This window comes from Pseudomonas sp. VI4.1 (assembly GCF_002029345.1).
GTDB lineage: Bacteria > Pseudomonadota > Gammaproteobacteria > Pseudomonadales > Pseudomonadaceae > Aquipseudomonas.
In genome coordinates, this window is the sequence record NZ_MULM01000160.1 from 37,916 (window position 1) to 61,680 (window position 23,765).

Annotated in this window: 21 protein-coding genes and 1 pseudogene; 14 read left to right on the forward strand and 8 right to left on the reverse strand. The window is 60.6% G+C overall.

The genetic code is table 11. The features are described from left to right. Positions 1–177: 177 nt before the first annotated feature. Positions 178–882 (forward strand): allophanate hydrolase subunit 1, encoded by a 705-nt coding sequence (locus BZ163_RS18015; RefSeq protein ID WP_128872063.1) that lies wholly within the window; start codon positions 178–180, stop codon positions 880–882. Further along, a pseudogene (locus BZ163_RS18020) lies at positions 879–1,804 on the forward strand (biotin-dependent carboxyltransferase family protein). The gene BZ163_RS18015 and the pseudogene BZ163_RS18020 overlap by 4 nt, the downstream one beginning before the upstream one ends. Before the next feature lie 135 nt (positions 1,805–1,939). Here the strand turns inward: BZ163_RS18020 and BZ163_RS18025 are convergent. Together BZ163_RS18025 and BZ163_RS18030 are read right to left on the reverse strand one after the other, a co-directional pair. Continuing rightward, the gene (locus BZ163_RS18025) at positions 1,940–3,118 is read right to left on the reverse strand and encodes a VWA domain-containing protein (RefSeq protein WP_128872033.1); all 1,179 of its coding nucleotides are present in this window, start codon (positions 3,116–3,118) and stop codon (positions 1,940–1,942) included. Between the two features lie 33 nt (positions 3,119–3,151). Next, complete coding sequence (locus BZ163_RS18030) at positions 3,152–3,997, reverse strand: MoxR family ATPase (RefSeq protein ID WP_128872034.1); 846 nt, start codon at positions 3,995–3,997, stop codon at positions 3,152–3,154. Positions 3,998–4,201: 204 nt separating this feature from the next. Between BZ163_RS18030 and BZ163_RS18035 the strand changes: the two genes are divergently transcribed. Then, complete coding sequence (locus BZ163_RS18035) at positions 4,202–4,432, forward strand: DUF4160 domain-containing protein (protein WP_128872035.1); 231 nt, start codon at positions 4,202–4,204, stop codon at positions 4,430–4,432. Then, a complete protein-coding gene (locus BZ163_RS18040; RefSeq protein ID WP_128872036.1) occupies positions 4,420–4,920 on the forward strand; it encodes a DUF2442 domain-containing protein in 501 nt (166 codons plus the stop codon). Before BZ163_RS18035 ends, BZ163_RS18040 begins: the two co-directional genes overlap by 13 nt. Here BZ163_RS18040 and BZ163_RS18045 read toward each other — a convergent pair. Further along, entirely contained in the window at positions 4,917–5,993 is a 1,077-nt protein-coding gene (locus BZ163_RS18045; RefSeq protein ID WP_128872037.1) for a DUF748 domain-containing protein, read from the reverse strand. The two genes, BZ163_RS18040 and BZ163_RS18045, sit on opposite strands and share 4 nt — an antisense overlap. A 126-nt stretch (positions 5,994–6,119) precedes the next feature. Here BZ163_RS18045 and cysK point away from each other — a divergent pair, with 126 nt between their 5' ends. From cysK to BZ163_RS18060, 4 genes are all read left to right on the forward strand, one after another. Beyond that, entirely contained in the window at positions 6,120–7,094 is a 975-nt protein-coding gene (cysK, locus tag BZ163_RS18050; RefSeq protein WP_128872038.1) for a cysteine synthase A, read from the forward strand. Between the two features lie 313 nt (positions 7,095–7,407). Beyond that, positions 7,408–8,346 carry an aspartyl/asparaginyl beta-hydroxylase domain-containing protein gene (locus BZ163_RS18055; protein WP_128872039.1) on the forward strand — a complete coding sequence of 313 codons (939 nt, stop codon included), beginning with the start codon at positions 7,408–7,410 and terminating at the stop codon, positions 8,344–8,346. A 221-nt stretch (positions 8,347–8,567) separates the two neighbouring features. Beyond that, complete coding sequence (locus tag BZ163_RS34870; protein WP_168187379.1) at positions 8,568–8,732, forward strand: hypothetical protein; 165 nt, start codon at positions 8,568–8,570, stop codon at positions 8,730–8,732. Between the two features lie 95 nt (positions 8,733–8,827). Next, positions 8,828–9,691, forward strand: a complete 864-nt coding sequence (locus BZ163_RS18060) for a DMT family transporter (protein WP_128872040.1) — start codon at positions 8,828–8,830, stop codon at positions 9,689–9,691. Positions 9,692–9,728: 37 nt separating this feature from the next. On the opposite strand, the gene BZ163_RS18065 is transcribed toward BZ163_RS18060, so the two are convergent. The 4 genes from BZ163_RS18065 to BZ163_RS18080 all read right to left on the reverse strand — a co-directional run bounded on the left by BZ163_RS18065 (position 9,729) and on the right by BZ163_RS18080 (position 13,869). Further along, complete coding sequence (locus tag BZ163_RS18065) at positions 9,729–10,670, reverse strand: LysR family transcriptional regulator (protein ID WP_128872041.1); 942 nt, start codon at positions 10,668–10,670, stop codon at positions 9,729–9,731. Positions 10,671–10,739: 69 nt separating this feature from the next. Continuing rightward, the gene (locus tag BZ163_RS18070) at positions 10,740–12,269 is read right to left on the reverse strand and encodes a tripartite tricarboxylate transporter permease (RefSeq protein WP_128872042.1); all 1,530 of its coding nucleotides are present in this window, start codon (positions 12,267–12,269) and stop codon (positions 10,740–10,742) included. Further along, a complete protein-coding gene (locus tag BZ163_RS18075; protein WP_128872043.1) occupies positions 12,266–12,799 on the reverse strand; it encodes a tripartite tricarboxylate transporter TctB family protein in 534 nt (177 codons plus the stop codon). The genes BZ163_RS18070 and BZ163_RS18075 overlap by 4 nt, the downstream gene beginning before the upstream one ends. A gap of 53 nt (positions 12,800–12,852) precedes the next feature. After that, positions 12,853–13,869, reverse strand: coding sequence for a tripartite tricarboxylate transporter substrate binding protein (locus tag BZ163_RS18080; protein WP_128872044.1), 1,017 nt, complete (start codon positions 13,867–13,869; stop codon positions 12,853–12,855). 350 nt (positions 13,870–14,219) lie between these two features. Between BZ163_RS18080 and BZ163_RS18085 the strand changes: the two genes are divergently transcribed. From BZ163_RS18085 to BZ163_RS18105, 5 genes are all read left to right on the forward strand, one after another. Further along, entirely contained in the window at positions 14,220–15,176 is a 957-nt protein-coding gene (locus BZ163_RS18085; RefSeq protein WP_128872045.1) for an amidohydrolase, read from the forward strand. After that, positions 15,173–16,177: a 4-hydroxythreonine-4-phosphate dehydrogenase PdxA gene (locus tag BZ163_RS18090; protein WP_128872046.1), complete on the forward strand. Its 1,005-nt coding sequence runs from the start codon at positions 15,173–15,175 to the stop codon at positions 16,175–16,177. Before BZ163_RS18085 ends, BZ163_RS18090 begins: the two co-directional genes overlap by 4 nt. Positions 16,178–16,655: 478 nt before the next feature. Further along, positions 16,656–17,831, forward strand: a complete 1,176-nt coding sequence (locus BZ163_RS18095; RefSeq protein ID WP_128872047.1) for an L-rhamnonate dehydratase — start codon at positions 16,656–16,658, stop codon at positions 17,829–17,831. 56 nt (positions 17,832–17,887) lie between these two features. Next, complete coding sequence (araD1, locus tag BZ163_RS18100; RefSeq protein WP_128872048.1) at positions 17,888–18,883, forward strand: AraD1 family protein; 996 nt, start codon at positions 17,888–17,890, stop codon at positions 18,881–18,883. Between the two features lie 119 nt (positions 18,884–19,002). Continuing rightward, positions 19,003–20,583 (forward strand): aldehyde dehydrogenase (NADP(+)), encoded by a 1,581-nt coding sequence (locus tag BZ163_RS18105; protein ID WP_128872049.1) that lies wholly within the window; start codon positions 19,003–19,005, stop codon positions 20,581–20,583. Between the two features lie 134 nt (positions 20,584–20,717). Here the strand turns inward: BZ163_RS18105 and BZ163_RS18110 are convergent, their stop codons facing one another. After that, positions 20,718–21,629, reverse strand: coding sequence for a DMT family transporter (locus BZ163_RS18110; RefSeq protein WP_128872050.1), 912 nt, complete (start codon positions 21,627–21,629; stop codon positions 20,718–20,720). A 130-nt stretch (positions 21,630–21,759) separates the two neighbouring features. On the opposite strand from BZ163_RS18110, the gene aceK reads away from it, so the two are divergent. Beyond that, entirely contained in the window at positions 21,760–23,481 is a 1,722-nt protein-coding gene (gene aceK, locus BZ163_RS18115) for a bifunctional isocitrate dehydrogenase kinase/phosphatase (protein ID WP_128872051.1), read from the forward strand. The last annotated feature ends 284 nt before the right edge of the window (positions 23,482–23,765 follow it).

A 23,765-nucleotide genomic window follows, 5' to 3' on the forward strand; every position in this document is an offset into this window, starting at 1 on the left:
AGGGCCATGCGTCCAAAAATCAGGCTATCCGGTTCCCACGATAGGCGTCGTCGGGGCTCAGAACAATATTAATAAAAACCAGCGCGGAGATTTGCCATGAGTGCGCCCGACACCCCCTTCATTCCGAAAGCACCGGCTCGCCCGGGAGCTTCAAGCACTCGATCGGCAGGGCGCATCATGAAGCCGCGCGTGGAAGTGGTGGCGCTGGACTGCCTGATGGTGCGTCTGTTCGATGCGATCAGCGAAGCGAACATGCCGTGGATACTCGCGGCCAGCGAAGGTCTTCGCACTGCGTTCGCCGGGCACCTGATCGACCTGGTGCCGTCCTATACGACGTTGATGGTGCATTATGACCTGACTTCACTGAGTCCGGCCCAGGCTCGGGAGTTGATTGCCGAAGCCTTGATCGATCTGTCGCCCAACGCCCGCACCCCTGGCAAATGTCATGTGCTGCCGGTCTGGTATGACTTGAGTGTCGGTCCGGAGCTGAGCCTGTTGGCGCAGCGCAGCGGATTGGCGGTCGATGAAGTGGTCCGCCGCCATAGCGAGCGCGAGTATCAGGTGTTCGCCTTGGGTTTCGCGCCGGGGTTCGCCTTCATGGGCCTGGTGGAGGAAGCGCTGGCGGCACCGCGCCTGGACACTCCGCGTAAAAAGGTCGCTGCCGGCAGTGTCGGCATCGCCGAACGCCAGACGGCGGCTTACCCCGTGGTGTCGCCGGGCGGCTGGAACCTGATCGGCCGGACCCCGGCCAAACTGTTCGACCGCGAGCGCGACGGCTACAGCCTGATGCAACCGGGCGACACTGTACGCTTTGAAGCCGTCAGTCATGCCGAATTCATCAACCTGGGCGGTGACGACACACCACTGGAGGCGCAGGCATGAGCCGTCTATCGATAGAAGCGAGTACACCGTTGTGCCTGTTGCAGGACGCTGGCCGTTTCGGTGTGCGGCATCTGGGCGTGACCCAGGGCGGAGCGCTGGATTGGCGATCGATGTCGTGGGCCAACTGGTTACTGGGTAACCGGCTGGATGCGCCGGTGATCGAGATCACCCTCGGCGGTTTCAGCGTGCTGGCCGAGGAGGAGTGTGTGCTCGCCCTGGGTGGCGCGGATCTGGGCGCGCACATCGATGGCGAGGCGTTGGCGCCGTGGCGTAGTTTCCGGTTGCACAAAGGTCAGCGGCTGCAATTCACTCAGCCGCTACTCGGGGCGCGGGCCTATCTGGCGGCCCCGGGGGGATTCGAAGCCCCCGAGGTCCTGGGCAGTCGGTCGACGGTGGTGCGCGACAGCTCGGCGGCCTGGAGGGCATGGGGCGCCCGCTGACACAGGGGCGGTCGTTGAGTTATTCCGGTAACTCGCTGATGCTGCTGCGGGAGTTGCCTGCCGATCAGCGACCGGACCTTGACCTCGCTACGCCGCTGGACCTGGTGCTGGGCGCGCAGATCGGTGAGTTCAGCGGGCAGAGTCTGTTCGACGCGTTCAACAGCGGCTGGACCCTCGACAGCCGTGCCGATCGCATGGGCATTCGCTTGCTGGGAACGGCGTTGGAGTACCAGGGCCAGCCGATGATTTCCGAAGGCATCCCGCTGGGCGCGGTCCAGGTGCCGCCGGACGGGCAGCCGATCGTGTTGCTCAATGATCGGCAGACCATCGGCGGGTATCCGCGGTTGGGGGCGTTGACGCCGTTGGCGTTGGCGCGGCTGGCGCAGTGTTTGCCCGGATCGAAGGTGAGATTGAAGCCGGTGGTGCAAGAGGTGGCGCATCGGGAGCAGGTCGAGTATCTGCGCCGGTTCGTCAACTGCTAAAAGCTTCGCGAGCAAGCCCGCTCCCACAGTTGATCTCCAGCGGACACATTATTTGTGTGCGAACAAAATCCAATGTGGGAGCGGGCTTGCTCCGGGCGGCGTTCCGACGAAGAGGCCCTTGCAGGCAATGCATTTCTATTTGGAAAGAAACCGCATCGCCTCTTCCAGCCCCCGCAACGTCAACGGGTACATCTGATCGTCAATCAGTTCCCGCACGATATTGGTCGACGAGGTATACCCCCAGGTATCTTTCGGATACGGGTTAATCCAGATGAGCTTCTTGTACTTCTCCTTGAACCGCTGCATCCACACATAACCCGCTTCTTCGTTCCAGTGTTCGACGCTGCCGCCGGGCTGGGTGATTTCGTAGGGCGCCATGGCGGCGTCGCCAATGAAGATCACTTTGTAGTCTGCGCCGTACTTGTGCAGCAAATCCTGGGTCGAGGTGCGTTCGGAGCTTCGGCGCATGTTGTTCTTCCACACCGATTCATAAATGAAGTTGTGGAAGTAGAAGTACTCCAGGTGCTTGAACTCGGTCTTGCAGGCCGAAAATAATTCCTCGCAGATCTTCACATGCGCGTCCATCGAGCCGCCGATGTCGAACAGCAGCAACAGCTTGACGGTGTTGCGCCGCTCGGGCCGCATCTGGATGTTCAGCAGCCCGGCATCGCGTGCGGTGTGGTCGATGGTGCCATCGATGTCCAACTCTTCCGCCGCACCCTGGCGCGCGAATTTGCGCAGCCGGCGCAAAGCGACCTTGATATTGCGCGTGCCCAGTTCCACCGAGTCGTCGAGGTTCTTGTACTCGCGCTGATCCCAGACCTTGACCGCCTTGCCCTGGCGCTTGCCGGCATCGCCGACCCGAATGCCCTCGGGGTTGAAACCGCCGGAGCCGAACGGGCTGGTGCCGCCGGTGCCGATCCACTTGTTGCCACCGGCATGGCGTTCCTTCTGTTCTTCCAGGCGTTTCTTGAATTCTTCGATCAACTTGTCCAGGCCGCCGAGGGACTGGATCTGCGCGCGCTCTTCATCGCTCAGGGAACGTTCGAATTCCTTGCGCAACCAGTCTTCCGGGATCAAGGCCTGGAGGTGGTCGTCGAGTTTTTCCAGGCCATTGAAGTAGGCACCGAACGCGCGGTCGAACTTGTCGAAATGCTTTTCGTCCTTCACCAGGATCGCCCGGGACAGGTAATAGAACTCATCCATGTCGGCGAACGTCACCCGGTGTTTCAGCGCGTTGATCAGGTCCAGCAGCTCGCGCACCGAGACCGGGACCTTGGCTGCGCGCATTTCATTGAACAGGTTGAGCAGCATGGCTATCGCCCTCTATCTGGTTAAACAGAGGGATCAGCGAGTGCCGCGACGGCTCATGAACGCCAGGCGCTCAAGCAACTGCACGTCCTGTTCGTTCTTCACCAGGGCGCCGGCCAGCGGTGGGATGGCCTTGGTCGGATCGCGCTCGCGCAGCACCGCTTCGCCGATGTTGTCGGCCATCAGCAGCTTCAGCCAGTCCACCAGTTCGGAGGTCGACGGCTTTTTCTTCAGGCCCGGCACCTTGCGTACGTCGAAGAACACATCCAGCGCTTCGCTGACCAGGTCTTTCTTGATGTTCGGGTAATGCACGTCGACGATCCGCTGCATCGTGACGCGATCCGGAAAGGCGATGTAGTGGAAGAAGCAGCGGCGCAGAAACGCGTCCGGCAGTTCTTTTTCGTTGTTGGAAGTAATGATGATGATCGGGCGTTTCCTGGCCTTGATGGTCTCGTCGATCTCGTAAACGTAGAACTCCATCTTGTCGAGTTCTTGCAGCAGGTCGTTCGGGAACTCGATGTCGGCCTTGTCGATCTCGTCGATCAGCAGGATCACCCGCTCTTCGGCCTCGAAAGCCTCCCAGAGCTTGCCCTTTTTCAGGTAGTTGCGAACGTCGTGGACCCTTTCCGTGCCCAGTTGCGAATCGCGCAGGCGGCTGACCGCGTCATACTCGTACAGGCCCTGATGCGCCTTGGTGGTGGACTTGATGTGCCAGGTGATGAGCTTGGCGCCGAAGGACTCGGCCAGTTGCTCGGCGAGCATGGTCTTGCCGGTGCCCGGTTCGCCCTTGACCAGCAGCGGACGCTCCAGGGTAATGGCGGCGTTGACTGCCAGCTTCAGGTCATCGGTGGCAACGTAGGCCTGGGTGCCTTCGAACTTCATCTGCTAATCCTCGAACGTTAACGCCGACCTGAACGAGGCAGGGCGGGGCGTAATAATGTGTAGTACCCCGACTATAACGCGGCGCCCGGTCCACTGTGAACGCGGACGGCTTATTCAGTCTCTGAATGGGGCGTCACATCTTGACTCAGTCTCGGCGCCAGGCCAGTATTGAGCTATCGCCATTTTGGCGATAGCGTGCCGCGCATGTCTACTAAATATCGATTTCGCGATAAGTACCGCATCCAGTTGCGCGAAAAGGATCATCCGCCGCCCGATGTCCACCTCACCGGTGGCGGTCTGGATGTGGTGCTGAGTCTGGAAATCGTCGAACTGATGATGGGCCAGGCGCCGCCGCTGATCATCAAGGAAGCGCTTCAGTGGATCAGGGCTCATCAAGTGCAATTGCTGGAGGACTGGAAACGATGTTACCCATGAAACGACCGCGGCTGTCGGCCTTGCAGGCATTGCCGGATTATCGCCTCGCACTGACCTTTATCGACGGCCGGCAACTGACCCTCGATCTAAGTCGTGACCTGCGCGCCTATCCAGGCTTGCAGCCCTTGCTGGAGCCCGGCGCTTTCGAAGGTGCAACCCTGGGCGACGATGGCTGGTGTGTCGAGTGGCCTGAACTGGACATCCAGATTGGCGCCGACACGCTCTACCTGGATGCGCTTGCACAAAACGCATCGGACGAAAACACCCGGATTTTCATCGATTGGCGCGCTCGCACCGGGTTACCGCTCAACCAGGCGGCCGAGGCGCTGGGCGTCAGCGCCCGAAGCATCACCCGCTACAGCAGTGGCCGTGAAGCGGTGCCGCGGTCGTTGGCCCTGGCATGTCTGGGCTGGGATTTTCTGCAGCAGCGAGACCCGGCGCGAGCGGCTGAAGAAACCGGTCGCTATACCGTTACGCGCAAACCTTAACCCGCATCCGGCTTCGGCCGTTCATAGCGGGCATTGAACGCCTGGATGAAACCATTGCGTAAAATCTGTAAAAAAGCCTGGAACGCGCTGATATCTTGCCGGTGCACATTGCCGCTCAGTTCGACGCGGGTGGCAAACTGGTTCTTGCCCTGGTTTTTCAGTACGGTTTCGGAGCCGCCGACGATGGCCTCCCAGATGGAACGGAAGATTCCTTTGTCCTTGTTCTCGACGTCCTGCTGCCAATTGAACACGTCCACGTCCTTCAACAGCGGTTTGATGTAACCCGTCAATTTTGCCTTTTTGGCCTGCGCCTCGATCACCACATCGCCATGACCGGCGTTGAAATCGAACTTGCCATAGGCGGAGGCGAAGTCGTTCATGCGCTTGAGTTCGATGCCCCTGGCGCGCAGCCGGAATTCGAAGTCTTCGAAATTGCTCAGCGGGTCGAAGGTTGCGGTGGTTTCCAAGGGTGCATGTCCCAGCAACATCGCCTTGCCTTCGAAGCGAGCGTCGCGTCTTCCGTCGGTGTCGACCACGTTGGTCAGGTTATAGATGCTGGCGTCGACCTGGGTGGCATTCATGTTGACCGGCGGTTTTGAATTGAAATTTCGAAAGCTGATCTTGCCGTCGGTGATGCGCACTTCGTTCAGGGTGATCGGCAGCAACTTGCCCAGTTGCGCCCGCCAGTCGGTGCCCTGGCCGGTCTGGGAATTTTGCTTGTTGGCCCCACCGTCGACGAAGTTCACTTCGGGCTTGATGAACTGCACCTCGGCCACCACCGCGTGGTCGTACCAGAGCGAGTGCCAACTGACGGCGAGGTCGATCAGCGGCGCGTTGACGAAGGGCACCGGGACCTTGCCATCGACCTTGACGATTTTCAGCCCGTTGATTTTATAAGCGCCGCGCCACAGGGCCAGGTCCACGTCGACGATCTGGCCACGGTAGTCGCCCATGTCCGCCAGCTTGTCGTTCAGGTAGTTGCGCACCATGTAGGGCAGGGCGAAATGCAGGGCAATCAGCAATACGACCAGGCCGGCTAGCGTCCACAGCGGCCAACGGTATCTCCGTTTCATGATGGCAAATCTCTGGCGATGTAAAGCCATTGACTGTTGTTGTAACCGGACGTTCGACTGACTGGACGACCACAGGTAACAGGCTTACCTTGGAGGGCTTATTCAATGCTGTACAAGGACCCAGCCATGAGCCGTATTTTCGCTGACAACGCCCATTCCATCGGCAATACGCCGCTGGTGCAGATCAACCGCATCGCCCCGCGCGGCGTGACCATCCTGGCCAAGACCGAAGGGCGCAACCCGGGTTATTCGGTCAAGTGCCGGATCGGCGCGAACATGATCTGGGACGCCGAAAGCTCCGGCAAACTCAAAGCAGGCATGACCATCGTCGAGCCGACCTCGGGCAATACCGGTATCGGCCTCGCGTTCGTTGCCGCGGCGCGTGGTTACAAGTTGATGCTGACCATGCCGTCCTCCATGAGCATCGAGCGACGCAAAGTGCTCAAGGCGCTCGGTGCCGAGCTGGTCTTGACCGAACCGGCCAAGGGCATGAAGGGTGCGATCGAGAAAGCAGCTGAAATTGTTGCCAGCGCCCCGTCCAACTATTTCATGCCCGCACAGTTCGACAATCCGGCCAACCCGGCCATTCACGAGAAAACCACCGGCCCGGAAATCTGGAACGATACCGATGGTGCGGTCGATGTATTGGTGGCGGGCGTCGGAACGGGTGGAACCATTACCGGGGTTTCGCGGTATATCAAGAATACCCAGGGCAAACCGATCATTTCGGTGGCCGTGGAGCCGGTGTCATCGCCGGTCATCAGTCAGGCGCTGGCCGGGGAGGAGATCAAGCCGAGCCCGCACAAGATCCAGGGTATCGGAGCCGGCTTCGTGCCGAAGAACCTGGACCTGTCGATGGTCGATCGGGTCGAGTTGGTCAGCGACGAAGAGTCCAAGGCCATGGCCCTGCGTTTGATGCAGGAAGAAGGAATTCTGTGCGGGATCTCCTCTGGCGCGGCGATGGCTGTAGCGGTCCGACTGGCGGAAACCCCGGAGATGCAGGGCAAGACCATCGTGGTGATCCTGCCCGACTCCGGCGAGCGCTACCTGTCGAGCATGTTGTTCAGTGATCTGTTCACCGAGCAGGAGACTCAGCAGTAACAGGGAAGAATCAAAAGATCGCAGGCTGCGCCAATCCGGTGTTTCCGGGAAGGCGGGTGCACAGTAGATCCTGCAGGCGCTGCCGCAGGTTCGGGCTGCGATCTTTTGATCTTGTTTATTGATCTGGCGAAAGGGAATGACCCACGTAAGCCCCCGTTCAGGAGCCTTGTGCTAGAAGTGCTTTGTTGCATATTCATCAACACTGAATGTTGATTTATGCGGGTTTTTCCCAAGGCCGGTAGTGTTTATCATGCCGGCTGCGACGTCGGGCAAATGGCGTTGTGCAGAGTTGTCGACTATCAAGGAGTTGCTGATGACCTTTTCACTTGCCGCGAAGGCGTCACTGTTGCTGCTGTTTATGGGCAGTACTCTTTACGTGCATTTGCGCGGCAGGGCGCGATTGCCGGTCCTGCGTCAGTTCGTCAACCACTCGGCCCTGTTTGCCCCCTATAACGCCTTGATGTACCTGTTCTCCAGCGTACCGTCCAGGCCCTATCTGGATCGCAGCAAATTCCCCGAACTCGATGTGCTCAAGGACAACTGGGAAGTCATCCGCGACGAAGCGATGCACCTGTTCGACGAGGGCTACATCCGCGCTGCCGAAAAGAACAACGACGCCGGTTTCGGCTCGTTCTTCAAGAAGGGCTGGAAGCGCTTCTATCTCAAGTGGTATGACAAACCGCTGCCGTCGGCACAAACCCTGTGCCCAAAAACCGTGGCCCTGCTCAGCGGCATTCCCAACGTCAAAGGCGCCATGTTCGCCTTGCTGCCGGGCGGCAGTCACCTCAACCCGCACCGCGATCCATTTGCCGGCTCCCTGCGTTATCACTTGGGGCTGTCGACGCCGAACTCCGACGACTGCCGCATTTTCGTCGATGGTCAGATCTACGCCTGGCGCGATGGCGAGGACGTGATGTTCGACGAGACCTATGTGCACTGGGTCAAGAACGAAACCGAGAAGACCCGGGTCATCCTGTTCTGCGATGTCGAACGCCCATTGAGCAACCGCTTCATGACCCGCATCAACCGTTGGGTCAGTGGCTTCCTGGGGCGTGCCACCGCACCGCAGAACCTGGATGACGAACGTGTTGGCGGGATCAACCAGGCCTATGCCTGGAGTAAGAATTTCGCCGACAGCTTCAGTGGCGGGATCAAACAGTGGAAGCGCCGCAACCCCAAGGCTTACCGCGTGATGCGACCGGTACTGGCGGTCGTGGTCTTGACGTTGTTGGGTTATTGGCTGTTTGGCTGATGCCTATTCCCGAATAGAATATCGGTCCCTGTAGGAGCGAGCTTGCTCGCGATGGATTCAAGGACTACGCGTTTACCCAGAAAAAACGCATTATCGTTAACGTCCATCGCGAGCAAGCTCGCTCCTACAGAGCGTTATTGCAATCCATGCCACGCGCTGGTTATAGTCGGCGCTCGGTCGTTCTCCAAACCACCGATCCACCCCTCAAAAAAGATCAGCCCATGCCAGCTTCCCTCATCAACGCGGTAGTCGATTCAGCGGTCAACGCTGGCGTCGTGCCGTGCGGGAACCAGCAACCGGTGCAGATCAGTCATTACCCCCCACCTGTCAGCAGCACGCCGGTGTGCGCAGTCGTATCACCGCCAGGCGTCGGCATTTCGGGCTGATCAGTTTTTTCTGCTGTTCCCCGTGCCCGCTTGAAAAAACTACTGGATTTCAGCTTCGGCTGAGTTGGCTTTTTGCCTGACTACAGGTGGCATTCATGTTTGTCCTTTCGAAAAAAACCGCGCTCGCGGCGGCGTCCACGAGCCTGTTCGTCCTGCTGTGGAGCAGCGGGGCGATCTTCTCCAAATGGGGCCTGGCGCACGCGTCGCCCTTCGCATTTCTGCTGATTCGCTTCGCCATCGCGTTGTGCGGGCTGGTGCTGTTGATGCCATTGCTCAAACTGAAATTGCCCAAGGGCGGCAAACCGATGATGTATGCAATGGCCACGGGCGTGGTGTTACTGGGCGCTTATCAGATTTTCTATCTGCTGGCCCTGGACCTGAAAGTCACGCCCGGCGTGATGGCAACCATCATGGGCGTGCAACCGATCCTCACCGTGGTGCTGATGGAGCGTCAGCGTTCGTGGAGCCGGATGTTCGGTCTGGCGCTGGGCCTGACCGGGTTGATCATGGTGGTCTACCAAGGCATCGGTCTGGCCGGCATGTCGCTGGCGGGCATGCTCTTCGGTTTGCTGGCACTGGCGAGCATGACCTTTGGCTCGATCATGCAAAAGCGCATCACCGACAATCCCCTCGGCACGCTGCCGGTGCAGTACCTCGCCGGGCTGTTGCTCTGCGGGATCTTCGTGCCGTTCCAGCCTTTCCATTTCGAATACGGCAGCGGGTTCATCGTGCCGGTGTTGTGGATGGGACTGGTGGTGTCGGTGCTGGCGACGTTGCTGCTGTATCGGCTGATAGCCCGGGGCAACCTGGTGAATGTCACCAGTCTTTTCTACCTGGTACCCGCGGTGACGGCAGTCATGGACTACCTGATTTTTGGCAATCGCCTGGCGGCCTTGAGCGTGCTTGGCATGTTGCTGATCATCGTTGGTCTGGTGTTCGTCTTCCGTAAAACCGCTTGAAGCAAAACAAGGCCCCGGGGCATGCCCCGGGGCCTTGCTACTTGGCTTGCGCATGTTCCGCCCGCACTGAATTCATGAACGCCTGCATCGCCGACGATTGAATGCGATGACGCCGGGTGATCAGCCCATAGGGGGGCAGCCGGGCTTCGAACTTGATCGGCAACACGGCCAGCAGATGACGGCCCGGATAGTCCTCGACCACCGACACCGGTGTCACACCGAGCATGTCGGTCTGCTGGATCAACGACAGCAGGGTCATGATCGAGGTGGTTTCGACAATGCTGCTGGGGATATCGACCCGTGCATTGTGGAACACCTGATTGATGATCGAGCGCATCGGGCTTGGATGCTGTTGCAGCACCCAGGTCATATTCTGCAGTTCCGCCCAGCTCAGCTGTGTTTCTTTGGCCAGGGGATTTTGCGCACCGGCAATCACGCAGAGCGCTTCTTCACCCAAGCTGTCGAACAGCAACTCCTCGGCCCGCGCACCCGCCGGAATCCGGCCCAATACGATATCCAGTTGATCCTGCAACAGCGCCTGCACCAGCACGTCGCTGGTGTCGACCTGGATGCTCATGGATAACCGTGGATGGCTTTGTTTCAAGGTCGCGATGGTCCGGGTCAACAGCCCGGAGGCCAGCGCCGGAATCGCCCCGACCGCGACCCGCCCAAGGTTGCCGGATTCAAGTGCAACCAGCTCTTCACGCATGCCGCTGATTTCGGCGAACACCATGCGTGCGTAATACGTGACGGTTTCCCCGAACGGGGTAGAACGCATGCCCCGGGGCAGTCGCTCGAAGAGCTCCACACCCAGCAAGTCCTCGGCTTCGTGCAGCATCTTGGTCGCCGCCGGTTGCGTCATGCCGATGTGGTCGGCGGCGCGGCGCAACGAACCGAATTCCTGCAACGCCAGCATCAGCCGTAGCTGACGCAATCGCAGTCGACTGTGGATCACATTGGCAACAGGAATTCGGGTCATGGTCGCGCTCGCGAAAAAGGACTGCGGCAAGCCTGACAACAAATGTCAGGCGTTGCCAGCATTGCTGTGTCACAGCACCGATTTTGGCTTGGCGACCTGGGGTTTGCGCAGGCCCGTCAGGGTTTGCAGCGCCTTGGAAATCAGCGGCCAGAACAGCATCAGCAGCGCTGCCGTGGTCAGGCCGCCCACCAACGGGTTCGACCAGAAGATCCCGATCTGACCATCGGAGAACAGCATCGATTGACGGAAGGCATCTTCGGCCTTGTCCCCCAGAACTGCGGCCAGCACCAACGGTGCGATCGGGTAGCCGAGTTTCTTGAACAGATAACCCAGCGCACCGAAGCCGAGCATCAGCACCACGTCGAAGAACGAGTTGTGCACCGAGTAGGCACCGATGGCGCAGACCATGATGATGATCGGTGCAATGATCGAGAACGGAATGCGCAGGATCGACGCGAACAGCGGCACGGTGGCCAGCACCACGATCAGACTTACCACGTTGCCCAGGTACATGCTCGCGATCAGGCCCCAGACGAAGTCATGTTGTTCGACGAACAGCGTCGGGCCCGGGTGCAGGCCCCAGATCATCAGCCCGCCGAGCATCACGGCGGCGGTGGCCGAACCGGGAATGCCCAGGGTCAGCATGGGCAGCAGCGCGCTGGTGCCGGCCGCATGGTCGGCGGTTTCCGGGGCGATCACGCCTTCGAGTTCCCCCTTGCCGAAGTTTTCGCGGTTCTTCGAGAAACGTCGCGCCAGGCTATAGCTCATGAACGATGCCGCAGTCGGCCCGCCAGGCGTGATGCCCATCCAGCAGCCGACCAGGGTGCTGCGCACGATGGTCCACCAGTAACGTGGCAACTTGGCCCAGGTGCGCAGGATCACCATCGGTGTGATGCGCGCATGCTCGCCGCGGAACACCAGGCCTTCCTCGACCGTGCAGAGGATTTCGCCAATGCCGAACAGGCCGATCACCGCCACTTCGAAACTGATGCCGGTCATCAGGGCCGGCTGGTCGAAGGTCAGGCGCAGGTTGCCCGAGACCGTGTCCATGCCGACCGCGGCCATGGCGAAGCCGATCATCATCGCCACCACGGTTTTCAGCGGCGGGTTCTTGCTCATGCCGATGAAGGTGCAGAACGCCAGCAGGTACACCGCGAAGAACTCCGGCGAACTGAAAGACATGGCGAATTCGGCAATCCGCGTCGACAGGAACGTCAGCAGCAGGACCCCGGCCAGCGCCCCGATCAACGCCGAGCTGAAGGCGGCGGTCAGCGCTTCGGCGGCGCGGCCTTCGCGGGCCATCGGGTAGCCGTCGAAGGTGGTCGCCACCGATGAGGGCTCTCCGGGGATGTTGAACAGGATCGAGGTGATCGAGCCGCCGAACAGCGCGCCCCAATACATGCACGACAACAGGATGATCGCCGACACCGGCGACATGGTGAACGTCAGCGGCAGCAGCAACGCCACGCCATTGGGGGCGCCGAGGCCAGGCAATACGCCGACCAGGATGCCCAGCAGCACGCCGATCACCATCAGGCCGATATGGCCGGGGGTCAGGATCAGGTTCATGCCTTGCAGCAGGGAATCGAACTCGCTCATTTGAAATGTCTCCCGGCCAGGGCAATCCAGTCGCCAAGAGGGCCGGCATCCAGCGGGACCTTGAACCACAGTGCGAAAATCAGGTAACTGGCGAGGACTGCACCGAGGGATATAGTCGCGATCATCAACTTGCCATAGGGTTTGACGCGGGTTTTGTCATGCCACATGAACCAGGCGATGAAGCAGGCCGAGGCCACATAGATACCGGTCAGCGGCATGGCCGCGACGAACAGCGCAATCGGGATGAACACCGACAGCACTTGCCTGAACGCAGGGCGACTGACGAATGAAATGCTCAGCGCTTGCCAGCGCACCAGCGTCAACACGCCGTTGCCCACACTCGCGGCGCTCAACAGCAGGCCGATGTAAAAGGGGAAGTAACCCGGCTCGGGGCCGGAATCGCCCCAGCCAATACCTTGTTCGACGCTGCCGTACATCACCACCACGCCGATCAGCGTGGTGAAGAGTGTCAGACCGAGTTCGACCCAGCGGGTACCGACCAGCGCCGGTGAATCCGAAGAATGGGACATGCAAACACCTCCAGCAGGTGACGGCCGTGCGCAGGCGGACGGCCGCGGGCAACTCAGTTTTTCAGCCAGCCGGCTTCCTTGAACACCGGGGTAACCCGCGCGGTGTCTTTCTCGATGTAGGCGGTCAGTGGCTCGCCTTCGAGGAACGTCGGCACCAACGCGTTCTGCTTGACGTAGGCCTTGAATTCCGGAGTCTCGGTGACTTTGCGCATCAATTCGACATAGAACGCGCGCTGTTCGGCGGTGACTTCGCCGGGCATGAACACGGTGCGCGGGAAGCGGTACTGGTCGATGCCCAGGCCCTGTTCGTGGCAGGTCGGAACGTCGGCCCAGGATTTATCGCCGGCGACTTTCTCGGTGTAGCTCATGCGCTCCTTGCTGAACACGCAGAGCGGCTCGACCTGGTCGCCACGCCATTGGCTGATGCTTTCGCTGGGGTTGTTGACGTTCGCGGCGATGTGCTTGCCGGCCAGTTGGGTCGCGGCTTCACTGCCGCTCTTGAACGGGATGTACACCAGTTTGCTGTTGTTGGTCTGGTTCAGCAGCAGGGTCAGGGTCTGGTCGACATCCTTGGACTGGCTGCCGCCCATGCGCAGTTTCGACGGGTCGGCCTTGGCTGCTTCATAGAAGTCCTTGGCATCTTTCCACGGTGCGCCTTTATAGCTCCAGAGAATGAAGTCATCCTCGGCCACGGCCGCGACCGGGGTCAGTTCCTGCCATTGATAACCGAGCTTGGACACCAGCGGCAACAGGTAGATGTTGTTGGTGCCGATCACCAGTTTTTCCGGGTCGCCCTTGTTCATTTTCAGGTCGAGAAAGGCTTCGGCGCCATTGCCGCCGCCCTTGTTCAGGACGATGGTATTGACGTCGAGGAACTTGTGGGTGGTGATGATCGACTGGATCAGGCGACCCAGCTGGTCGGTACCGCCTCCGGGACCGCCGGCGACGACGATTTCGACGTTCTTGTCCGGTTGCCAGGCGGCGTGGGCCACTGCGGGAAGGGCGCCGGCAGCGAACAGCGTGCAGCCAAGAGCCAGACGGGATGTGCGACGGACGAATGCATTTCGCATGGAAGGGCCTCGTTTTTGTAGTTGTTATGAGCGACTTGTCGGTGGTGAAATTTGCAAGCCTGGCCTGAGTGTGGGAAGGCGCACGGCCCGCGTCTAGTCAAAACAATACATACGCCGATAGCCTGGGGTTATAGGTCGCCACGAGTAAAATCGCCTATGTCGCCAGGAGCTTTGCGCCAGAGCCATTTGAGTGGAAAGTCGGCGTAGGCGCAATATCCTGAAAGCCCGCTGAAAGCAGGGCGTGACATAACCCAAGGCTATCGCCTTATCTCAAGTTTTGATTGGACGGTTATCAATGGGCCTTCGATAGTGCTCGTCAGAACCGATCATCAACCTCGACGAGGTGCCCCATGGGTGAGCTTTGGAATGGACCGATCATCGACGCCCATCATCACTTCTGGGACCCGTCGATCAATGGCCATCCCTGGTTGGCGCCCGAGGCCAACATCCCGTTTCGCTACGGTGATTACAGTGCGCTCAAGCGTCGCTATTTTCCTGAGGATTACTTCGCCGATGCCGGTCCTCATGATGTGGTGAAGACGGTGTATATCGAGACCGAATGGGACCCGCAAGACCCGATTGGCGAAACCCGCTTCATCGAACAACTGGCGGCCCGCTACGGCGTACCGAATGCAATCGTCGCCCAGGCCTGGCTGGACCATCCCGACGCCATTGCGGTAATGACCGAGCAAGCGAGTTACAAGTGCGTGCGCAGCGTTCGCCACAAACCCGGCGGCCCGACCACGCCGGCGCAGGTAGGCCATGTGCGCAGCCTGATGAGCGACGAGCATTGGCGACGCAGTTTCGCTGCACTGCAAGGCCTGGGGCTGCACTTCGATTTGCAGACACCGTGGTGGAACTTGCACGAAGCCGAACGATTGGCCCGGGACTTTCCCGGCACCACGCTGATTCTCAATCACGCCGGGTTGCCGAGCGAACGCAGTGCCGAGGGCCTGGCGGGTTGGCGTCTGGCGATGGCGCGGCTGGCCCAATGGCCGAACGTGCAGGTGAAAATCTCCGGCCTTGGGCAGCGCGGCCAGGCATGGCGCGCCAAGGACAATGCCTGGATCGTGCGCGAAGTGATCGCGATGTACGGTCCCGGTCGAGTGATGTTCGCCAGCAACTTTCCAGTGGACGGGTTGTGCGGCTCATTCAATGACATTTACAACGGTTTCAAATCCATTGTTGCCGATCTGCCGCGGGCCGATCAGGAGCGACTGTTCTACAGCAACGCGCAGCGGGTCTATCGTTGCGAGCCTTGCGCCATCGACCGGACAGGGCCAGAACCCTTGAGGAGTGAAGCATGAACAAGACAACCATCGCCATGGTCCTGGGTGACCCGGCGGGCATCGGCCCGGAACTGATCGCCCGCCTGCTCGGCGAGCCCGAAGTGCGCAGCCAGGCCAATGTGATTCTGATTGCCGACGAGGCGGAAATGCGCCGTGGCATGCGCATCGCCGGGACGGAATTTCCCTATCGTCGCGTCGAGTCTCTGGACCAGTTGGACTTTGACGATGACACGCCGCTGTTCTATGACTTTCGTGGCGACACCATTGGCGAATTTGCGCGCAGTGAAGCCAGTGTCATCGGCGGCCGCTACAGCCTCGACACCCTGGAAAAGGCCTTGCGCCTGACCGAGGCCGGCGCTACCGACGCGGTGCTGTTCGGTCCGCTCAACAAGACCTCATTGCACATGGCCGGCATGGCCCACAGCGACGAGCTGCACTGGTTCGCCGAGCTGCTGGATTTCCATGGACCGTTCTGCGAATTCAACGTGCTCGATAACCTCTGGACTTCCCGGGTGACGTCCCACGTCGCCCTGGCCGATGTGCCGGGCATGCTCACCCAGGCGCGGGTAGTGGAGGCGATCCAGCTGATCGACACTGCGCTCAAGCGCAACGGCCTGGAGAAACCGCGCATCGGTGTGTGTGGGTTGAATCCGCACAACGGCGATAACGGCTCGTTCGGGCGCGAAGAGCTGGACATCATTGGCCCGGCCGTGCGCGCAGCTCAGGCATTGGGGATTGCAGCGGAAGGGCCGTACCCCGGCGATACGATTTTCCTCAAGGTGCAGGGCGATGCCAGTGCCTTCGACGCAGTGGTGACCATGTATCACGACCAGGGACAGATCGCGATCAAGTTGATGGGGTTCTCCCGTGGCGTGACGGTGCAAGGCGGGTTGCCGATCCCGATTACCACGCCGGCCCACGGCACCGCGTTCGATATCGCGGGGCAAGGCAAGGCGAATGTCGGAGCGATCCGCCAGGCGTTCGAGATTGCCTGCCGGATGGGGGCCAACAGCTACTGACACCCGGTCTCTGAAACAACACCAATCCTTTGTCCACCCTGGACCCTGTAGGAGCTGGCTTGCCAGCGAAGACGGCCTGACAGCCACATATGAGGTGACTGTCAGACCGCTATCGCGAGCAAGCTCGCTCCCACAGGAATTGCTGGCGTTGCCCGATTTTTCTGATCAACGCAAAACCCCTGTAGGAGCTGGCTTGCCAGCGAAGACGGTCTGACAGACACACACAAGGTGACTGTCAGACCGCTTTCGCTGGCAAGCCAGCTCCTACTTTTTTTGTGTGATGCCTGATAACCCGATCTAGCGGATAACCGGTTTTTGCTATCACCCCAGGTTATCGCCGGATACGCATAAGTGATTATCCGCCACCCCCAGGCGCTGGCTAAAGTCGCTCCATCGAATGCCCGGACCGGCCCGCACGAGCGGCTCCGCGCAGCGACCCGACAACTACAAAAAGCCGGCAGCGCAAGGAACTGTATTCATGAAAATCAAAGCCATCCGAACCCGCGTTTTCGAGTGGAAAGGCAAAGTCGTCCCCCCGCAAGCGCACTTCTGCACCAATGCCAGCGACATCCTGTTCGAACGCGGCGACGCCATGGGCTCGTTCCGTTTCCATGGCTGGCTGGTGGTGGAAGTCGAGACCGACACCGGTCTTGTCGGCATCGGTAACTGCGCCCTGGCGCCGCGTGTGGCCAAGGAAATCATCGACACCTACCTGGCACCGATCGCCATTGGCGAAGACCCGTTCGACAACGAATACATCTGGCAGAAAATGTACCGTCAGAGCCACGCCTGGGGCCGCAAAGGCATCGGCATGGCGGCGATCTCGGCGATCGACATCGCCATCTGGGACATCATGGGCAAAGCCGTGAACAAGCCGGTGTTCAAACTGCTCGGCGGGCGGACCAAGGAAAAGATCTGGACCTACGCCTCCAAGCTCTACGCCAACGACAACCTCGACCTGTTCCTCGAAGAAGCCCAGGGTTATCTGAACCAGGGCTTCACCGCGCTGAAAATGCGTTTCGGCTATGGACCGAAGGATGGCCCGGCGGGCATGCGCAAAAACATCGAACAAGTGCGGGCGCTGCGTGAACTGGCCGGCCCGGACATCGACATCATGCTCGAATGCTACATGGGCTGGACCCTGGAATATGCGCGCCGCATGTTGCCAAAACTGGCCGAGTTCGAACCACGCTGGCTTGAAGAACCGGTGATCGCCGACGACATCGAGGGTTATATCGAGCTGAAGAAAATGGGGATCATGCCGATCTCCGGCGGCGAGCATGAATTCACCTCCTACGGCTTCAAGGACCTGCTGGAACGCCGCGCCATCGACGTGATCCAGTACGACACCAACCGCGTCGGCGGCATCACTGCCGCGCGCAAGATCAACGCCATGGCCGAAGCCTGGTCAGTACCGGTGATCCCGCACGCCGGGCAGATGCACAACTACCACCTGACCATGTCCACCACCGCCTCGCCGATGGCCGAGTTCTTCCCGGTGTTCGATGTCGAGGTCGGCAACGAACTCTTTTACTACGTGTTCAAGGGCGAACCACAACCGGTCAACGGCTACATCCAGCTCGACGACAACAAGCCGGGCCTGGGCCTGGAAATCTCCGATGAGTACCTCGGCGACTTCAACATCATCGAGTGACCCTGTGGCGAGGGGATTGCCTCGCCACACATCCACGACTTTCTGGAGGGCCGGACATGCGCCTGATTCAATTTGAAAACACTGCCGGGGAGCGCCAGGTCGGTCTCGTCGAAGGTTCCCAGGTCCAGGTAGTGCTCGACACCCGCAGCACCCGTGCACTGGCACTCGCGGCGATCCGCGCCCAGCGCAGCCTGCAAGAAGAGGTCGCCCTGCGCGGCACCGAGCCCGGCCCGGATTACGCGCAACTGTTGCAACAGGGCAACGTCCTGCCGCCGCTGGACCACGAAGACCCGGCCCATTGCCTGATCAGCGGCACTGGCCTGACCCATTTGGGCAGCGCCTCGGCGCGGGACAAGATGCACCAGCAGGACGGAGCGGTCGAAGCCGGCATGACCGACACCATGCGCATCTTCAGATGGGGCCTGGAGGGCGGCAAACCAGCGGCCGGCCAGGTCGGTGCGCAGCCGGAATGGTTCTACAAGGGCGATGGCAGCATCGTCGTGCGCCCCGGCGCGGACTTCCCGGTGCCACCGTTTGCCGAAGATGCCGGCGAAGAACCGGAGCTCACCGGTCTCTATGTGATCGGCGACGACGGCCAGCCGTATCGGGTCGGTTTTGCCCTGGGCAACGAGTTCTCCGACCATGTGATGGAGCGGCGAAATTACCTGTACCTCGCCCATTCGAAACTGCGCTTCTGTGCCTATGGCCCGGAACTGCGTGTCGGTGAACTGCCCAGGCACCTGGCGGGCACCAGCCGCATCACGCGCAACGGTGAAACGATCTGGGAACAGGAGTTTCTCAGCGGCGAAGACAACATGTGCCACAGTCTTGCCAACCTCGAATTCCACCACTTCAAATACGCGCAGTTCCTGCGTCCGGGCGATGTCCACGTGCATTACTTCGGCACCGCCACGCTATCGTTTGCCGACGGGGTGAAAACCCAGCCGGGGGATCGCTTCCAGATCAGCCTCGATGAGTTCGGCGCAGCGCTGGAAAACGGCATCGGCGAAAGCGCCCAGCCATTGGCCATCGGCCAGGTGCGCACACTCTGACTCCTTGTAGGAGCGAGCTTGCTCGCGAAGGTCGTCAGGCACAGAAAATGTGTCGGATGTACCTCTTTCGCGAGCAAGCTCGCTCCTACAGGGTCTGCCATCGATCAAGGAAATGCGAAATGACCACGCTACTTGGACACAACTACATCGGCGGCCGGCGCAGCGCCAACGGCACCCTGCAGCTGCAAAGCCTCGACGCGACCAGTGGTGAGCCGCTGCCCGGCAGCTTCTTCCAGGCGACCGAAGCCGAAGTGGATGCCGCCGCCAATGCTGCCGCGGCTGCCTACCCGATCTACCGCAACCTCAGCGCGGAAAAACGTGCGCAGTTCCTCGACGCCATTGCCGATGAAATCGATGCCTTGGGCGATGATTTCGTCGCCATCGTGTGCCGCGAAACCGCGTTGCCGGCCGGGCGCATTCAAGGTGAACGCGGGCGCACCAGCGGGCAGATGCGCCTGTTCGCCAAGGTCCTGCGCCGTGGTGATTTTTATAGCGCGCGGATTGACCGGGCGCTGCCGGATCGTCAGCCGTTGCCGCGTCCGGATTTGCGCCAGTACCGCATCGCCTTGGGGCCGGTCGCGGTATTTGGCGCGAGTAACTTTCCGCTGGCATTTTCCACCGCCGGTGGTGACACCGCTTCCGCGCTGGCCGCCGGTTGCCCGGTGGTATTCAAGGCGCACAGCGGCCACATGGCGACCGCCGAATGGGTGGCGGATGCAATCATCCGCGCTGCCGAACGTACTGAAATGCCCGCTGGCGTGTTCAACATGATCTACGGCGGTGGCGTCGGTGAATGGCTGGTCAAGCACCCGGCGATCCAGGCCGTGGGTTTCACCGGTTCGCTCAAGGGCGGCAATGCCCTGAGTCAGATGGCCGCGTCCCGCCCGCAGCCGATCCCGGTGTTTGCCGAGATGTCGAGCATCAACCCGGTGTTCCTGCTGCCCGAAGCTCTCGCCGTGCGGGGCGAACAGATAGCCGCGCAACTGGCCGGTTCGGTGACCCTGGGTTGCGGTCAGTTCTGCACCAATCCGGGGTTGGTGATCGGCCTGCGCTCTCCACAGTTCAGCACCTTTGTCGAAACGTTTTGCGCCAGCATGAACCAGCAACCGCCGCAGACCATGCTCAACGCCGGTGCGCTGGTCAGCTATGGCAAAGGCCTGGGCGAGCTGCACGAACATCCGGGGCTGACGCATCTGGCGGGCAAGCCACAACAGGGCAGTCAGGCTCAACCGCAGGTGTTCCGGGCGGATGTCAGTCTGTTGCTCAAGGGCGATGAACGGCTGCAGGAAGAGGTTTTCGGACCGACCACCATCATCGTTGAGGTCGAGGATAGGGCGCAGCTGACGGCAGCGCTGCAGGGCCTGCGCGGTCAACTGACGGCGACGTTGATTGGCGAGGCCGGGGAGCTGCCGGAGTATCGCTGGCTGGCGGAATTACTGCAGGAAAAGGTCGGGCGGATTCTGCTCAATGGGTATCCGACCGGGGTCGAGGTGTGCGAAGCGATGGTGCATGGCGGGCCGTATCCGGCGACGTCGGATTCGCGCGGGACATCGGTGGGGACCCTGGCGATCGACCGTTTCCTGCGGCCGGTGTGCTTCCAGAATTATCCGGATGCGTTGTTGCCGGAGGCATTGCAGGATGCTAATCCGCTGGGGATTCGGCGGTTGGTGGATGGGGAGATGAGTGACCTGCCTTTGTAATTGTCGGTGCCAGAGCTGACGCTTTCGCTGGCAAGCCAGCTCCTACAGGATGGGGTATTGCTCACAAATTTTGTGTACGACACCAGATCTGTAGGAGCTGGCTTGCCAGCGAAGGCGTAATCGACAGCACCGCATCACTGCCGGGCAACCACCTTGGAAGCCTTCACCACCGCCGGCTTCAACACCAACCACAACGCCGCCGCAATCAACACCCCGCCATAAATGTGCGCCATCGACAACGGCTCATCCAATAACAAGGCCCCCCACAACACGCCAAACGGCGGAATCAGGAAGGTCGTGGTCATTGACTTCACCGGCCCGACCGAGCTGAGCAGGCGGAAGTAAATAATGTACGCCAACGCGGTACATACCAGCCCCAACCCCAGCAACGACAGCCAGACACTCCAGCCGCCCCAGCTCGCAGGCGGTTGGCTGATCACGCTGTAGCCAAACAGCGGCAGCAACAACAGCGTCGCGCCCAGCATGCTGCCCAGCGCCGAAAGACGGCTGTCGAGACCGCCGGCCTGGTCGAGCCAACGGCGTGCAAGGAACCCGGCGAAACCGTAGCAGGTGGTGGCGAGCAGGCAGGCGAGGGCGCCCATCAACAGGTCCATGTCGAACGCCACCGGCCCGGCCCGGGTCAGGATGCCGACGCCGAACAGGCCGAGAAATACCCCGCCGACCTTGGCCGCGGTGAGTTTTTCATGGAAGAACAGTCCGCCGATCAACACCCCCATCAGCGGCGTCGTGGCATTGAAAATCGCCGAGTAACCGGCGGGCAGCACTTGGGCGGCGACGGAATAGAGGGTCGCGGGAATCCCGGAGTTGATCATCCCCAGCAGCATCACCGTCTTGAGTTTGCCTTTGAAGTCCCAGCTGATGCGCATCAGGCCCAGGATCACCAGCAACCCGGCGGCCGCAATCGACACGCGGAAAAAAGCCGTGGGCACCGTGCCAATCACGGGGGCGATGATGCGCATGAACAGGAAACTCGCCCCCCAAATGGCGGCAAGTGCCAGCAAACGCAGAGTATCGACGAGGTTCACAGCGGTTTCCTTCCATGATTGGCGCGCAAGTGTCGCGCCAGTCAGGGTACAAGGCAATGGTTGCGTTGCGTCACACAGGGCCACTAAGCTCAGGCTCCAACGATCAGCATCAGCCGCCGAGGTTTTACCTATGCCGCAGCATTGGCCAGCCGCCGACATCGCCCGAATGATCCTCGACGGCTTTGACGATTACCGCGAGCATTTCCGTCAGATCACCGACGGCGCCCGAGCCCGATTCGAACAGGCCAAGTGGCAGGAGGCGCAAATCGCGTCGGCTGCACGGATCAATCTGTACGAAGAAAAAGTCGGCGAAACCGTGGCGCGACTGCGCAGCGCCTTCGACGCCGTCACGCTGATGGACGACAGTTGCTGGCCGCTGGTCAAGAGCGCCTACATCACCCTGATCGACCTGCGCTTCGACGATGAGTTATCCGAGACCTGGTACAACTCGATCTTCTGCGGGCTGTTCAGCCACGACCTGATCAGCGATGGCTGCATGTTCATCCACACCACCCGGCCCAGCCTGCGCCGGGCACGTGCCGCGCAAACCCGCACCTATAAACCTCAAGGCCAGCTGTCGGGCATGCTCGCCAGCGTTTTCGCCGATTATCGCTTCAGTGAGGATTACGCCGACCTGCCCGCCGACCTGCGCCGTCTCGAAGCGCAATTGCGCGAGAACCTGCCGGACTGGGTGTGCAAGGACCCGGAGCTGAGCGTCGAGCTGTTTTCCTCGGTGCTTTACCGCAACAAGGGAGCGTACCTGGTGGGGCGCATCTACACCCAGGACGAGCAGTGGCCCTTGGTGATTCCGCTGCTGCACCGCGAAGGCCGCGGGATTCAGATCGATGCGTTGATCACCGATGAAGCGGACGTGTCGATCATCTTCTCCTTCACCCGTTCGTATTTCATGGTGGATGTGCCGGTACCGGCGGAGTTCATCGGTTTCCTCAAGCGCATCCTGCCGGGCAAGCACATCGCCGAGCTGTACACCTCGATCGGCTTCTACAAACACGGCAAATCCGAGTTTTACCGGGCACTGATCAATCACCTGGCCAACACCGACGATCAGTTCATCATGGCGCCCGGCGTACGCGGCATGGTCATGAGCGTGTTCACGCTGCCGGGCTTCACTACCGTGTTCAAAATCATCAAGGACCGCTTCTCGCCGTCGAAAAACGTCGACCGCGCCACCGTGATCGAGAAGTACCGCCTGGTGAAAAGCGTCGACCGGGTCGGGCGCATGGCCGATACCCAGGAATTCGCTGACTTTCGTTTCCCGTTGAGCAAATTCGAGCCGGCGTGCCTGGAAGAATTGCTCGAAGTGGCCGCGTCCACGGTGTCGGTGGAGGACGACACGGTGCTGATTCGTCACTGCTGGACCGAGCGGCGGATGACGCCGCTGAACCTGTACCTGGAACACGCCAACCCGGCGCAGGTGCGCGAGGCGCTGGAAGATTACGGCCTGGCGATCAAGCAGCTGGCGGCGGCGAACATCTTTCCGGGCGACATGCTGCTGAAGAACTTTGGCGTCACCCGCCACGGGCGTGTGGTGTTTTATGACTATGACGAAATCTGCTACCTGACCGAGGCCAACTTCCGCCATATCCCGCAACCGCGTACCCCGGAAGATGAAATGGCCTCCGAGCCGTGGTATTCGATCGGACCGCTGGATGTGTTTCCCGAAGAGTTTCCACCGTTCCTGTTTGCCGATGCCGGGCAGCGCAAGTTATTCGATCAACTGCATGGCGAGCTGTACAACGCCGATTACTGGAAAAGCCTGCAGGAGGCGATTCGGGCCGGCAAGGTGATCGACGTGTTCCCGTACCGCCGCAAAAGCCGAGATAACGAATAACCCGCACCCCCCTGTAGGAGCTGGCTTGCCAGCGAAGGCGGCCTGACAGACACCTCCACTGTGCCTGTCACACCGCAACCCCTGTAGGAGCTGGCTTGCCAGCGAAGGCGGCCTGACAGACACCTCCACTGTGCCTGTCACACCGCAACCCCCTGTAGGAGCTGGCTTGCCAGCGAAGACGGCCTGACAGACACCTCCACTGTGCCTGTCACACCGCAACCCCTGTAGGAGCTGGCTTGCCAGCGAAGACGGCCTGATAGTCACCTACGATGTGACTGACGCAT